Source organism: Streptomyces sp. NPDC058525, assembly GCF_042719495.1.
Lineage (GTDB): Bacteria > Actinomycetota > Actinomycetes > Streptomycetales > Streptomycetaceae > Streptomyces.
Window position 1 is genome coordinate 1 of sequence record NZ_JBHXNP010000023.1, and the last position, 13,684, is coordinate 13,684.

The window sequence follows — 13,684 nt, forward strand, 5'->3', positions numbered from 1 at the left end:
GACCAAGCCCGCCACTGCGGGAAGCCCACGACCGTTGTCGGTGCGGGACCGTACGCTTTACCAATGCCCTCCCCCTCCCTTCCTCACGGAAGGCTGTGCCCTGCTGCTGCGCGGATCAACGCGGCCATCCGCCGACTCATGGAGGAGCCCGACACCCCCAGCCGCGCGGCGGAGTACCAACGACTCCTGGTCGAGTGGGAGAGAGCGACCCGGGCCAACTTGGTCAAGGCCGCCTGACGCACGAGCGCCCAAGGTCTTCCGGCGGGGGCGCTCGCTTGTCCTCCATACCGAGCAGCATCAGCATGAGATGCGGCGGACATACGCCGTTGTCGTGTGTTTACTGAGGTCAGCGCAGGCCGTCCGAGTCGTCGTGCTCTTCTCCGACCGGGAGTGACCGAGGATCACCCCCCGGGTCCTCGCTGTAGATGACTGCGGAGACCGCGTTGTCGTAGGCATCGCTGAGGCCGTTGCCGCTTGTACCGAGCATGTTCTCCCAGTCGAATCCCATGCCTACGAGCCTAGCTGTACCGCTCGAGAATCTCGGCGATGTGGAGGTTGCCCCTCATCTACGCGGGCGGCGATCGCAGCTTCCGCTTCACGGGTGAAGCGCCCCTCAGCCCGCGATCGCCCGTACGAGAGCGGCGTGGAACCGACCATTCCCTACCTCGGCCGGGTCAACGACCGCCGGCCGTCGCCGCGCCGCATCTGCGGCCAGCCTCGCTTCCCCCAGCTCGGTGCGCTCCTCGCCGGACATTCACAGTGCATCTCCTGAGACCCGAAGGGGAACGTTCGGAGGACTCTCCAGGTACTCACACGCCGCGGCGGTGTACCTGCACATGCCGCGACATGCTGGCTATCCGGGCGTTGAAGGACGCCCAGGCATGGAAGTCCGCCCGGCGCCGTTGCGGCATCACGCGCCGCGCCCAGACCCATCACGCCCCTCCGGCGGCAGCCGTCCAGGGGCTCCAGGCCACCGAGCTCGATCCCTCCAGGGACTAGGTCGACGGCCAGCGCAGCGCAGTCGTGGTCCGATGCCGGGCCCGTGGCCGCGAGTTCAGCCAGAGGTATCCGGTGGTGGAAACCCGAGACGGTGAACGCCTACGACCGGGAATGCAGCCCGGCTGCCCGCAACAGCGTTATGCGCCTGAGCCTTCGACCTCTCCGGCCGGCTTGTTGCGGACATCACGCATCCGGACATCGAGAGCGGCCTGGGTATCAGGGTCGAGCTCGAAGTCGCCAGCGGATTCAGGGTTGACGTCCAGCGCGTGCGAGCGGAAGGCCTCCCGCTCGGCGGAAAGTTGCTGGATGGTCTGGGTGATCCGGTGGACCTTCTGGCGCAGCCTCTCCCACTCCTGCTCGGCGAGGGCGAGTTCGGCGAGCTGGCTCTGGATCTCAGCCTCGTTTTCCCGGGCGTAGTTATCGCTGACCAGTGTGATCAGGGGAACCCCGAGAGCCTCGGCGGCGGTGACCGCCTCGTCGAGCCTGACGGCGCGGGTCTGCTGCTCGATGCGCGTGATGGCGGTGGAGTCAACGTTCGTGCCAAGCAGTGCGGCCATACGGCGCGCCAGTTCTGCCTGGCTGATGCCGAGGCGTTCGCGTTCTTGACGAAGTCGGCGGGCGAAAAGGTCCCCGGGCAATGGGTTCATGGCGGTTTGGCACTTCCTGGTCAAGATCGCGATCGACGGGGCGTGTGGGGTGGCCCGCCTCGAAAACGAGCAGGCCAGCGTCGCAGCAGTGCTGGGGCAGCACATTACACATCCCACACTGCGGATTCCACAGGAGCGCACCGCGGCCTGCGATCGCGCATCGCGACGTCGATTCGCCTCGTTTCCGAGCCCCTTCCCACCGCTTGTCGATAGGTCTTTCATTGACCCATGAAATCCGTCGGCCCAATGGGGTAGATTAGCCATCGCAGATGTACATATATACGAGTCAACAGGAGGGTCGGCAACGGGCGGACGACTACTCAAACCCTCTACCAGCGCCAATCCGAGTGAGCTAACGGTACTTGTTGTCTCGCGACTAGCTGGCATGCCACCGAACGATTCGAAAGGGGATGGAAACGAACCATGACGAAGATCTACGAGGCAGCCGTCCTCACACAGACCTCCCTGCCGAGCGCAGCCTGGGACCTGACGAGCTTCCTGGAGAACGCCAAGTCCCAGGTCCAGCTCTGGGGCGGTGCCCTGCTCATGCTGCTCGGCGCTGTCGGCCTGGTCTGGGGCGGCGTACTCCTGATCAAGAAGCTGATGGCCAATCCGCAGTCCGCGGGTAACCAGCAGGGCTGGGGCACGATCGCGCTCCTGATTCTCGTCGGTGGAGCCCTGGGCACCGGCGGGTGGTCGCTGATCCAGACGATTGGTTCCGGCGGCCAGCAGACCATCACGGACCTCGGCGGCGGCACGGTGATCGTCGCGACCGCCGATCAGGTCAGCGGGTTCCTGAACGGCCCTTCCAAGTAAGAGGCCGTCACAGACCGTGCACACGACCGGGGACAGAGGCGTCGAGCGAACCGGGTCGGTTGAGGTGCAAGGCCTCCTCCGGCCCGGTTCGCCATATCCGGGCCCGCAGCACAGCGCAGGCACGAGGGAGAGCAGAACGTGGGGATCAAGGACAAGGCATTGGCCTTCAGCAGGAAGTTCAAGCTCGACTCGCACCACGCGATCGAGCGTTTTGGGGTGTTCTTCGGCATCTTCGCAGTCACGGGCACGATCGTGATCAGCGCATCGGGGGCCTCGGCGTACCAGGCGGGACGTGACTCGCTGTCGCAGACGGCGCTGTACACCAGCGACTTCAAGACGTCGAAGACGAATCTCGACGGCAGTGTCGATGGGGTCTATACCAACAAGAGCGGCAACAAGGCGCTCGTGATGATGCACTTCAGCCCGACCGCTCAGATCTCGTACAACGCCGCGGACTACAAGGCGTTCCTGCTCGGGTCGGACACCTCGCTGAACAGCGAGCCGGTCAGCACCAGCGGGATCAAGGGCTCCTTCTACGCCTTCGGCTCGACCGGCTACGTCGGGGTCCTCTTGCACGCCGACCAGCCCTTCGACCGCCAGGTGTTGAACCTGACGGTCCGTGCAAACGCCGAACTCGCCGCTTCCGGAGCGAAGCAGACGCAGAGCAGCGGCAAGCTGGCCGGCGACCAGACCTTCTCCAAGTACGACCAGTGGCGGGTCTTCTTCAACCCCGGCGCGTCCGGGGTCCACAAGATCGCCGCGCTCGACGCTCTGACCTTCGACCCTGCGCAGGCCTATTACGAGGTCGCGCTCAAGGAGAAGGAGGCCAAGGCCAGGGATGCTCTGGACCAGAAGCTCGTCGAGATGCGCACGAATCTGACGCAGATCCAGTCCTATACGTCCGACCTGCAGATGACGAAGATCGACGGCCTGTTCCTGCGTCCGCCGACCGTTCCGGTCTCGATCGCCACCGACCGGATCACGGGTGTCTCCTCGGCCGAGGCCAAGGACGGCGTCTCGACGCTGGCGCTGCAGACCAAGCACGTCGCCCCGGCCGGCTTCGACCTCAACTGGCGTACAGGCAACGTCTACGACGGCTACCTCGACGCCCTGGTGCCAGCCGGACAGAGCTACGCCCAGTTCTTCACCAAGAAGCGTGACTGGGGCTCGGATCCGACAAGCCAGCAGATCTCAGACATGCAGTGGATTCTCTCGGACGGCACCAGCCTCACCAGGGACTACCAGTCCTCTGACGTGACGATGCGCCCGCTCATGAACATCATGAACAACCTCTCACAGGCGTATCAGAACTACTCCAAGAACAAGTCTCAGTACGAGTCGGACCTCTCCCTCGACCTGCTCCGACTGGACGTGAACCTGCGGGACGTGCAGTCCAACAGCACCCTTCGCAACGACAAGGACTTCCTCACCACGCTGCATTGAGTGCGGCGAGAAAGTGACACACCCCCTACCTGACATTGAGCCGGAAAGGAAGACGACATGGCCACCGACAAGCCGAGTCGGAGTCCCAAGAAGGGGAGGCCGAGGGACCAGCCGAGTGCGTCGGTGAGTCAGAGGATGCCCCGGCAGGGTCGCGGGACCAAGGGTCTCGGCCCTGAGGAGGACATCGAGAGGCCTCCCGAGGGCAGGACCGGCGCGCCTAAGCAGCTCCCGGGGCCGGGAGCTGACTCTTCTGGTCCTTCTGGCACGGCGAACACTGCGCCGAAGATGCCGGAGGCCGCGTCGAAGATGCCGGACGCGGCAATTACCGCAGAGACCGCAGGTGAGACGGCCGGCACCACCAATGCCGGGTCGAAGATCAAGCAGGGCATGAACGGCGTCGCCGGGAACATAGCCGGAGGCGCGGCCCAGCAGGCGATCGAGGGAGACGGCAGCAGCGCGACCCGCCGTCACGCCGGGCGTTACGCGGGAGCTGCCGTCTCCGGTGCCGTGGCCGGCGCACAGGCCGGCGGGCTTCCGGGAGCTGCCGTTGGCGCAGCGAAGAACGTCGGCATCGAAGGGGCCCAGGACGCGATCAAGAGCGTGTCCAAAGTCACCGGCGGCGGCCCGGACGCCAAGCCAGCCGACCGGCGCGAGCTGGGTGCCGGCGGCACGGGCTACGAGCACGGTGCGTCGAAGGACGACGAGGGCCTGGGCTCGAAGGCGGCCAAGGGCGTCGCCGTCGGCGGTGGTGCGGCTGCGGCTCCGCCGGTCATGGGCGTGGTCATGGCCATGGCCTTCCTGAACTGGCTCAAGTCTATGTTCTTCGGCGCCATGGCGATGGCCGTCAACGCAGGGAAGCTGCTGTGGACGCTCATCGTCAACATCGCCAAGGCGGTTGGTCATGCAATCGCTGCGCCGTTCATGGCGATCGGCAGCTTGATAGCCAAGGGGGCCGGCGCGGCCCTGGGCGTCACCGTCACGGCGACGATGGCCCCTGTCGCCTCCACGATGTCGGGCGTAGCAGCGGTAACGGCCACCGTGGCCCTGCTGGGCACGGTCCTCACCGGCGTCCTCAACTCGACAGGGCTGACCGAAGGCAACATCAACGCGAACAGGAGGGCGTGCGTCGTCAACGCGGGTAGCGTCGGCAACGGTTCCGGGGCCACCGTCCCGGCGGACGTGGAGAAGAACGCCAAGGAGATCTACTCGGTACTCAGCAGCTGGGGGATGCCGAAGGAGAACATCGCGGGCATCCTCGGCAACTGGTCACAGGAGTCCGGGATCGACCCGACGAGCGTGCAGAACTTCCCGACGGGGACGTATTCCATGACCGCAGTGAAGGCCAGCGCCGCAGAGAACACGGACAACGGCATCGGCCTCGGGCAGTGGACGTTCGGCCGCAACACGTTGCTGCGCCAGTACGCGAAGAGCAAGAGCGTCGACTGGTACACGATCAAGGCCCAGTTGGCCTTCATGGTCGATGGTGACAACCCTGGCGATGTCACGGCCTTCAAGGGCATGCTCAAGAAGTCGCAGGGCTCGCCGCGTGCGGCAGCGCTGCACTTCCACGAGAACTGGGAGCGCTCCGCTGACGGCGCAGCCGGACTCACCGCGCGCGGCGACAAGGCCGAGATGTGGTTCGGCAAGATGAGCGGCTGGTCGGTCGACAGCTCGATCGTGGGCGGCGTCGAGAACATCGTCGGCGGGATCATCGAGAACATCGCGAACGGGATCAACACCATCCTGGGCAACTGCACCTCCAAGGGCGGCAGTTCCGTCTCCCCGAAGGACGGCGGGATGACACAGGATGAGGCCCAGGCCCTCGTTGACCTCTTCAACAAGGAGGGCGGGAAGTTCCTGGATGACCGGTACGGTCCGGGCGGCGGCCCGGGTTCCTGCAACGGCAACCACGCGATGAACTGCGTTTCGTTCTCGACCTACTTCGCGAACAAGTACACGACGTTCCAAACCTACCCGGCCGGCGACGGCAAGGAGACGGCGTACACGATTGCGAGGGAGACCGGCAAGCAGATGTCCTCGACCCCGACGGCGTACTCGGTGGGCTCCAGCCCGGGCTCGGCCCCCGCCGGCCACACTCTCGTGGTGCTCGGCGTCCAGGGCGACAAGGTCATCCTCGGCGAGGCCGGCTACTGCGCCTACATGGGTCGGGTTCGCGTCGACAGTGCGGCGCGGATGGCGGCCGAGGGCTGGAAGTTCGTGGACATGTCGGACTCAATGCTCCCCTCCGACAAGATCAAGACGGCCTGATGCGCTGCATCTGATCTGGGAGTGAGAAGCCGGTGCCGGGCAATCTGGGCACCGGCTTCTTCATGTCCGGTGCAGACCCTGCGTGCCAGCTTCACCTTTCGTCGCCCTTATTGAATAGATTAGGACTCGGCCGTGAATTGCTTTCCATATAGACTTGAGTCGTGTATGAGAGCAACGTGGAGTGAGGAGTGTGTTCGGTGACGACAGTCCATGACGAGTCCGAAAGCACGGGCCCCGAAGAGACCGGGTCGATGCCCGAGGAGAAGCCCGCGGCACCGAAGACGCACAAGAAGGTCACCGGAGCTGAGCTCGAAGAGCGCTTCGCGGGCTGGACGCTGCGCCAACGCGAACGTGTCCAGGCCCGCGCTCCGGAGGACAACGCGCGTCTGTTCCGCCGCGGCGTCACCTCGGTGATGGGCGCCGGGATTCTCACCCTGGCTGTCGCCACGGGCGTGACCGGCGAGAGCTACAAGACGAGCACGGCGGACAACAAGGCCCGGATCGTCCAGCTCAAGGCACAGTTGGACGATGCCCAGTCCATGCCCGTAAAGGCGGACGCCGGCGTGCAGTTGTCAAGACTTGCCGAGGCGGCAGCCGCCGACGCGAAGAAGGTCGCGTCCGGGGAGCAGACCTTCGCCACGTTGTACCACCAGGCTGGCGTTCAACCCAGCCCGAACAATGGGGCTCCGAACCAGGCCACGCTGGAGATCATCAAGCACCGCCGGGACATGGCCCCACTGTTCGGCAAGGGCTCCTTCCTGGTCAGTGACAAGGAGGCGTACAGCACCTCGTCGCTAACGCCGTTCGATGCGACCACCGAGATCGATCCGCGCCACGCCTGGTACATCCGCTACCACGGCCAGAACGCAGCTGCCCCGAGCACGTACACATGGAAGGCCGAGACGGTAATGCCCGACCTGGGCACGAAGGACCGCTCGGGCGCGACAAACCAGGCAAGGGCCGTCTGGCTGTGCCGGGACACGAAGAGCGGCGAGGTGCTCGCCTGGGCGAGCGCGCGCTACGTGCACAACGGGACGACGGGGGCCTTCGACCACTTGACACTCGTGGTGACCGCCACTGGAGCTCAGTACGAGAACCACGCGATCAAGATGCCAGCCGGGCCCGCAGTCCCTGAACTCAGCGACATGGGCGCCCAGAAGAAGGACGGGAAGCGATGACGGAGCAGACGGCAACACCCATGCGGCAGGGATCCTTTAGGCGCAACCTCTCGGTCCTGGTGACGGCAGCGGTCCTCGCGGTCGTCACAACGGCGGCCGGCGTGACCTGGAGCAGCCAGCATGCGGCCCTGGCTGAACAGGAAGCCCAGATCAACGACTTCGAGGGACAACTGGCAGGCATCCAGAAGGAGAACGCCGAGCAGGCGAACGCGGACGTCATGGCGGCCCTGGGCGTCAGCCAGAACCGGCTGAGCGCCGACGGTGAGCGCATCACGTCGCTACTCTCGATGGCCTTCACATGGGACTCGGGACAGAGCTACGAGGCGGCACGCGAGAGTCTGAAGAGCCGGTTCGGTCTCACCGAGAACGAGACGTTCCTGAAGTCGTTCATGCCTCCCTCGAGGTTCAACGAGGACTCCCAAGGGCGGCGTTATTACTACATCGACACGGTCGGCCTGAACTCGGCCCTCGGCGCGGATACGGACATCGAGGTCGTCGACGTCAAAGCGGGCGTCTACACCTACGCCGTCCTGGCCGATGTCGAGGTCACCTCCGACGCGGCGACCCAGAACAAGGCCAGCAAAGCTGGTATCACGGCGCACCGGCGCGCGCTGCTCTTCGTCACGGTCGACACCCAGGGCAAGGTCTCGAACCTCTCCGGCGTCCCGGCGAGTGGCGAGACTCGCTATTCCAAATAGCCACGACTCCCTTTCGACTCGCCTTATTGATAGAGTCGTACTGATATTTGAGTGGAACGGCGAGTTGGGGACCAATGGCATCGACACAGACTGGCGAGTCGGGTGGGGGCGCGGTACGCAAGACGCGCTTCGTCGCGGCGTCCGCGTCCTCGCCGGAGGGCGCGAATACTCCTGAGCAGACGCAGCCCGCAGAGGGCCTGCGCAAGCGCACCCTCGTGGCCGGCGTGAGCATGGGTGTGGGCGCACTGCTGTGCTTCGTACTCTCCGCGGGGTTCTCCGGCGGTCAGGGCGCGGTGAGCGATACGGCTGCGCCGGAGTTTTCCTCTCTGCAGGAGCAGATCAGGATCACCGAGGCGAAGACGGCGGCGCTGCCGAAGGCCGACGACGCCGAGCGCGGTCTGACCGCGGCTCTGACTGCGGCCGGTCAGGTCGCGAAGCTGCAGAACGACTACCGCTACCTGACCCCCAGAGTTGCGGCAGATGGCGGCAAGCTCGACACGGCGACGTCTCAGTCGACGCTGCGCAACCTCATCCCCTACTTCACCCCCTCGGTGCACCAAGCGGACCTGGGGCCGTGGTACCTGCTCGCCAGTGACAAGGACGTGGCGGCTGGCGTCGGGATCCCGATGAGCTTCAACTCCGGCTTTGAGTGGATCGCCCAGGTGCCCTACCTGGTCAACGACGACAGCACCATCACGGTGACCTGGCTGGCGATGGAGACCAGGACGGCTGCGGGCGAGAAGCCGGCGGTGCTGGCCTGGGCCCGCGCCGATTACGGCCTGGTCCGCAAGGCGTTCGTGAACATCCAGACCGGCACGACGGCCACGGGCGAGGCCCTGAAGCAGGAGGTGAAGGCACCGTGAACGAGGAGATCAAGGACAAGCTGCGCCAGCACGCCGGGAAGATCCTGCTCGGCGGCACCGGGGCGCTACTCGCACTCTCGGTGTTCACGCTCGGCTCCAGCCTGCTCAGCGACGGCCCGGCCGCGACGGACACCCAGGCTGATGCGCTGGTCCAGAAGCTCGAAGGCAACCTCGGCGACGCCCAGACCAAGGTGGCGACGCAACACGCGGCGCTGCTGGCCCAGCTGCCGGGCATGGACATCGAGCGGGTGAACCGTGACAGGGTGACGGGCCGGTCCCTTCTGCTCAGTCTCACCGACAGCTCGGCGTCGACCCGGACCGTCAAGGAGCAGCAGATGCTGCTCGACGCGCGCTACGACTTTCTCGACCACGAGTCCCGGGTACTCACCGAATTCGTGCCGGAGTGGATGACGGCGACCGGAACCACAAAGGGCGCTGGGACGACGTACACGCTTGCTGATCTGGACATTGATGTGAGTCGGGCGCAGGGACTGAACTACTCCTACACGGGGGTGGCCCGGCTCGATCCAATCCGCGTTGGACCGGATCAGAACAGCGCTGCCAAGAGCGAGTTCGCGGTCTTCACCTACTCCACCTCTCAGGACGGCACGGTGGCGTCGCTGGACGCCTATCGAGCCTTCAGCAAGTCCCGCAACACCCTCGCTGCCGCCGGCGAGGAACAGCCCTCCCGCAAGCCGACCGGGTGAACGGAGCGCCCAGCGCTTCAGCACGCACCCGAGAAGACCCCGACGAGACGTAAGGACACGAACATGTCGACCCAAACCCTGGAGAAGACCGAGACGACCGCCCCGACGAGCACGGCCGCGACGGCGAAGAAGACCACGGCGAAGCCCGTGAAGGAGCAGAAGCACTCGAAGCTGCGCACCGGATGGCGGCGTCTGGCCCCGAAGGAAGAGGCCGGCAGGTTCTCCATCGTGGTGTGGGCGGGGTTCTTCCGGGCCATCGTCCTTCTCGCCGACTACCTGCTGGCGTTCATCACGGCCGTGGTCATCATCCCGCTGCTGGGCGCATGGCTGCACCAGCAGTCGGGCGCATCCCGGGGCGCGCTCAGTGCAGACGGAACCATCGGCATGTGGCTGATGCCGCTCCTCTTCCTGGTCGCACTGCTCGCCGCGGGCGAGATCGTCGTGATGCGCGGCATGTGGCGCTGGGCAACGCGGATGATCGCGAAGATCCGGGACGACCGGGGCCAGGCGACCGGAGCCGACGTCACACCGAAGTCCACGACCAGGACCACCAACCAGAACAAGACCAACCGCAAGAGGAGCAAGTGATGCGCACCGCAGGACTGACGATGCACGACGTATGGGCCCACCGTGTCCTGCGTGAACCAGGAGTAGAGACGTACCGGCTGGAGGGGGTGACCGCCGAGCTCGGCGTCATGGTCGAATCGCTCGACCTCAAGCACCGGAGCAAGGAGGAGAACTACCGCCCGTATCTGCACATGACGGGCGAGCTCCGCTCGGTCACCCCGGCCAAGGCACTGCCGTTCGGCATCTCCCAGGTGACCTACTCCCCCGGCCAGGGCGAGAAGGTCGATGCTTTCTACGAGTTCGACGACCAGCAGCTGGTCGTGCTCGCCAGCAAGGGCTACTTCACGAGCGGCTTCGCAGTGCCCGAGCAGGTCACTGGGATCGAGTGGGAGCTGCCGGCCACGGCGGACATGCTCGTGCTCGCTCCGTCAGGGGCACAGACCGAAGACGATGCGCCCGTGGTCTTCACCCAGATCCACGGCATCGGGGGCTTGGAGATCGATCTCGAGTCCAGCGGCTACGACCTCGCCGGCTACTTCGCCGACCACTCCAAGGACGGCGTCCCGCGGACTGAGGCTGTGGCTGATGCACGCGGGCTGAAGGCGCGCTCGGACGCGATCAACTCCCTGTTCACCGAGGACGAGCTGGGCCTGGACACCGAGGTCAAGCAGATAGTCGGAGCGCCCGTGCCCGAGGCGGCGTCGGTTGTCGACGGCATGAGCGCTCGCCTGCAGCAGATCGAGGCGGAGATCGCCGCCGAACGGGAGCAGTACCAGACCGAGCGTGCGAGCACTGAGGGCACCGCGGAGAACCTCTACTGGGAGCGCGTGGCTGCACCACTGCACAGGGCCGAAGAGCAGAAGGTGCCGTTCGTTCCCCCAGTCCCGGCCCGTGAGGCGCAGCGCGACCTGAACCTGGATCTCGACGTGGAACTGGAGGAGCAGGAGCAGGAGACCCGTCGACGTGAGGTCAAGCCCGTCCCGAGCCTGGACGAGCTCAAGCGCCAGGTGGCCCAGCGTGCGGCCGATCTGGACTTCGGCGAGGACCGCGAGCAGAGCTTGGGTTCCTGAGGACGGATCAGGCATGACGAGCGCGGCCCCGGTTGCTGGCGGACAGCAGCCGGGGCCGTAGTACATCGATACCGAGACAGGAAGGAAAGCGACGATGGGCCTGAAGCAGGACATCGTGATCGTCAATGAGTTCAGCGTGCCGCTGCCCGGCGGCAAGGGATCGCGCGGCGCGACGCCGGGCGACTACGTCACCCGGTACATGGCCCGCGAGCAGGCGACGGAGTCACTGGCTCCGATCCAGCGACTGCGCACCGACGACTTCATCCTCCGCTACATGGCGCGGGAGTCCGCCGTCGAGCGCGTCGGTACCTCGCGGGGCGCGGCGAAGCATGAGATGCGCCAGGCCCAGGGCAAAGGCGGCGTGGCTTTCGGCTACGGCTCGGTCTCGCTCTCCGACGAGCAGCTCAAGGCGGCCAGCCAGGACATCCAGCACTACTTCGACGCCGGGCACACCGTACTGAAGACGGTGCTGTCCTTCGACGAGGAGTACCTGCGGAAGCACAAGATCGTCGACGAGGGCTTTCACAGCGAAGCCCGTGGTGACTACCGCGGCCACATCGATCAGATGAAGCTGCGCATGGCGATCATGCACGGCCTGGAGCGGATGAGCTCGGGCACCAGCGGCTTCGACGACCTGCGCTACGTCGGGGTCATCCAGGTCGACACCGAGCACGTGCACTGCCACCTGGCCATGGTCGACGGTGGCCGGGGCCAGGTGACGAAGGACGGCACACAGCGCGGCAAGCTGCTGGACCGGCACAAGTCCCGGCTTCGCCGCGGCGTCGATGCCTGGCTCGACGAGAAGCAGGCAGTGGCTCACCTCTCCAGCGCCGTCGGCTACGAGCGGCGCAACGTCACCACCTTCATCAAGCGGTGGGCGCACGAGCGAATCCGCGCCGAGTCTCTGCCGCAGTTCCTGCTCGCCTGCCTACCTGCGGACCGGACGCTGTGGCGCGCCGGTTCGAACGACGCTCGCATGCGCAAGGCGAACCAGCTGGTGACCGAGCTCGTGAAGGAGCAGCTCGAACGTGCCGGGTCCCCGATGCCGGAGGCCATGGAACGAATCGTGGACTACGCCAACGAGCACCGCGCGAAGGAGTCCCTGAGCACGGAGGAATGGCAGAAGCTGGTCGAGCGGGGACGCGTACAGATCATGGAGCGCGCCGTCAACGGCGTCTATCAGATTCTGCGGGCGATACCGGAGTCAGAGCTGCGAGTGCGCACGCCCATGCTCGAAGTCATGGGGATGGACTATCAGCAGATGGCGGCGCTGGCCGCGGATCGGCAGGGCGACGACGAGAAAGCGGAAGCTAATCTGGTCTCCTTCGGCTTCCGGCTGCGCAGCTACGCCTCACGTCTACAGCACCACCGAGAGAAGGTCGGTGTCTACCGCGACCTCGCGCACCAGTGGGAACAGGCCGACAAGGCCGGTGTGGCCGCTGAGGACTCGCGCCCGCTCTACGACTTCTACCGCTTCGAGGAGGGCTACCACCGGCGGTTGGTGAGCAAGTACGGGCGCTTCCTGCCCTTCCTCGGGGACGCTGGCCAGTGGTACGAACAGCAGCAGGAGGTGGCGACCTACGGCCAGCGGCTGCTCTCGCTCATGGCGCTGCGCGCGGATGCCTCCCTGCAGCGGATGAAGGACCCCGAGGAAGCCGAGAACCTAGGCCGGACAATCTACGATCAGCCCGGCGGCAGGCTCCTGACCGAGGGCAAGCGCGGCCGGGCGGTGCTGGACGCGCGCATCCGGACGATGAAGCAGTCTTATTACCAGAAGCTGGACGGCCTGCGGGCCGATCTCGCTTCCTCCGGCCTGGTGCTGCGCGTGGGGTCGAGTGTCGAGGACTCGGCGAGTACGGAGACCGACGCGGTCAGCACGGACTTTGAGATTGTTGCCGGTGCCGCGTATGACTTCGACGAGGTCAAGGCCCTGGACCTGCACCACCTGGGCTACGACTTCGTCACCGACGTCGAGATCGGGCCGCACGCACGCCAGAACTTCGTCGAGACGACCAGGGATCGCCAGCGGCTGCTGCTGGCGGCGATGGACTACCTGGACCAGTCCGGCCAGGCCGAGGCAATTCCCGATCTGCCGGTGGACGATGTCGCGGCGATGACAGGGGTCTCCCGGGAGCTGACGCCTCAGCAGACGGACGAGGGATCCGGCTTGCTCGTGTTGCGTTCCCAGATCGCGGAGCTGCGCGCCGCGCGCGAGCGGGCCGAGCCGATGCGGCGGTCCAAGGCTTCGTCGCTGGACGCCGGCCTCGTCGTGCGGGTCCAGGCCCAGGTCGATCAGGCTGTGACCACAGCGGATGCCGGGATGGGATTCGACTCGTAGCCGCCCTCTATCTCAGCCAGCTTGGAACATAACTAGATGAACCAGTTGAAAGCCTTGTCGAATGCTCTATAGCAGCATTAGCCTGGAGAG

Annotated in this window: 12 protein-coding genes; 10 read left to right on the top strand and 2 right to left on the bottom strand. The window is 65.8% G+C overall.

The window, feature by feature from the left end; translation table 11 throughout:
- Positions 1 to 346 precede the first annotated feature (346 nt).
- Positions 347 to 508, bottom strand: a complete 162-nt coding sequence (locus ACFWP3_RS13885) for a hypothetical protein (RefSeq protein ID WP_384219999.1) — start codon at positions 506 to 508, stop codon at positions 347 to 349.
- A gap of 628 nt (positions 509 to 1,136) precedes the next feature.
- Positions 1,137 to 1,646 (bottom strand): helix-turn-helix domain-containing protein, encoded by a 510-nt coding sequence (locus tag ACFWP3_RS13890; protein ID WP_384220001.1) that lies wholly within the window; start codon positions 1,644 to 1,646, stop codon positions 1,137 to 1,139.
- Between the two features lie 423 nt (positions 1,647 to 2,069).
- On the opposite strand from ACFWP3_RS13890, the gene ACFWP3_RS13895 reads away from it, so the two are divergent.
- The 10 genes from ACFWP3_RS13895 (at position 2,070) to mobL (ending at position 13,594) form a co-directional block, all read left to right on the top strand.
- The gene (locus tag ACFWP3_RS13895) at positions 2,070 to 2,462 is read left to right on the top strand and encodes a hypothetical protein (protein WP_384220003.1); all 393 of its coding nucleotides are present in this window, start codon (positions 2,070 to 2,072) and stop codon (positions 2,460 to 2,462) included.
- Positions 2,463 to 2,600: 138 nt separating this feature from the next.
- On the top strand, positions 2,601 to 3,905 hold the full coding sequence (locus ACFWP3_RS13900) for a hypothetical protein (RefSeq protein WP_384220006.1): 1,305 nt from the start codon (positions 2,601 to 2,603) through the stop codon (positions 3,903 to 3,905).
- A 57-nt stretch (positions 3,906 to 3,962) separates the two neighbouring features.
- Positions 3,963 to 6,173 carry a phage tail tip lysozyme gene (locus tag ACFWP3_RS13905; protein ID WP_384220008.1) on the top strand — a complete coding sequence of 737 codons (2,211 nt, stop codon included), beginning with the start codon at positions 3,963 to 3,965 and terminating at the stop codon, positions 6,171 to 6,173.
- A gap of 197 nt (positions 6,174 to 6,370) precedes the next feature.
- Positions 6,371 to 7,351: a hypothetical protein gene (locus ACFWP3_RS13910; RefSeq protein ID WP_384220010.1), complete on the top strand. Its 981-nt coding sequence runs from the start codon at positions 6,371 to 6,373 to the stop codon at positions 7,349 to 7,351.
- A complete protein-coding gene (locus ACFWP3_RS13915; RefSeq protein WP_384220013.1) occupies positions 7,348 to 8,049 on the top strand; it encodes a hypothetical protein in 702 nt (233 codons plus the stop codon). Before ACFWP3_RS13910 ends, ACFWP3_RS13915 begins: the two co-directional genes overlap by 4 nt.
- Positions 8,050 to 8,123: 74 nt before the next feature.
- A complete protein-coding gene (locus ACFWP3_RS13920) occupies positions 8,124 to 8,912 on the top strand; it encodes a hypothetical protein (protein WP_384220015.1) in 789 nt (262 codons plus the stop codon).
- Positions 8,909 to 9,619 carry a hypothetical protein gene (locus ACFWP3_RS13925; protein ID WP_384220018.1) on the top strand — a complete coding sequence of 237 codons (711 nt, stop codon included), beginning with the start codon at positions 8,909 to 8,911 and terminating at the stop codon, positions 9,617 to 9,619. Before ACFWP3_RS13920 ends, ACFWP3_RS13925 begins: the two co-directional genes overlap by 4 nt.
- A 63-nt stretch (positions 9,620 to 9,682) precedes the next feature.
- The gene (locus tag ACFWP3_RS13930) at positions 9,683 to 10,207 is read left to right on the top strand and encodes a hypothetical protein (RefSeq protein WP_384220021.1); all 525 of its coding nucleotides are present in this window, start codon (positions 9,683 to 9,685) and stop codon (positions 10,205 to 10,207) included.
- Positions 10,207 to 11,256: a hypothetical protein gene (locus tag ACFWP3_RS13935; protein WP_384220024.1), complete on the top strand. Its 1,050-nt coding sequence runs from the start codon at positions 10,207 to 10,209 to the stop codon at positions 11,254 to 11,256. Before ACFWP3_RS13930 ends, ACFWP3_RS13935 begins: the two co-directional genes overlap by 1 nt.
- 94 nt (positions 11,257 to 11,350) lie before the next feature.
- The gene (gene mobL / locus ACFWP3_RS13940) at positions 11,351 to 13,594 is read left to right on the top strand and encodes a relaxase MobL (RefSeq protein ID WP_384220027.1); all 2,244 of its coding nucleotides are present in this window, start codon (positions 11,351 to 11,353) and stop codon (positions 13,592 to 13,594) included.
- Positions 13,595 to 13,684: the final 90 nt, after the last annotated feature.

Coding starts and splice junctions, on each gene's coding strand:
- ACFWP3_RS13930 (WP_384220021.1), top strand. CDS start 9,683: ATGTCGACCCAAACCCTGGAGAAGACCGAGACGACCGCCCCGACGAGC.
- mobL (WP_384220027.1), top strand. CDS start 11,351: ATGGGCCTGAAGCAGGACATCGTGATCGTCAATGAGTTCAGCGTGCCG.
- ACFWP3_RS13920 (WP_384220015.1), top strand. CDS start 8,124: ATGGCATCGACACAGACTGGCGAGTCGGGTGGGGGCGCGGTACGCAAG.
- ACFWP3_RS13890 (WP_384220001.1), bottom strand. CDS start 1,646: ATGAACCCATTGCCCGGGGACCTTTTCGCCCGCCGACTTCGTCAAGAA.
- ACFWP3_RS13905 (WP_384220008.1), top strand. CDS start 3,963: ATGGCCACCGACAAGCCGAGTCGGAGTCCCAAGAAGGGGAGGCCGAGG.
- ACFWP3_RS13885 (WP_384219999.1), bottom strand. CDS start 508: ATGGGATTCGACTGGGAGAACATGCTCGGTACAAGCGGCAACGGCCTC.
- ACFWP3_RS13895 (WP_384220003.1), top strand. CDS start 2,070: ATGACGAAGATCTACGAGGCAGCCGTCCTCACACAGACCTCCCTGCCG.
- ACFWP3_RS13915 (WP_384220013.1), top strand. CDS start 7,348: ATGACGGAGCAGACGGCAACACCCATGCGGCAGGGATCCTTTAGGCGC.
- ACFWP3_RS13935 (WP_384220024.1), top strand. CDS start 10,207: ATGCGCACCGCAGGACTGACGATGCACGACGTATGGGCCCACCGTGTC.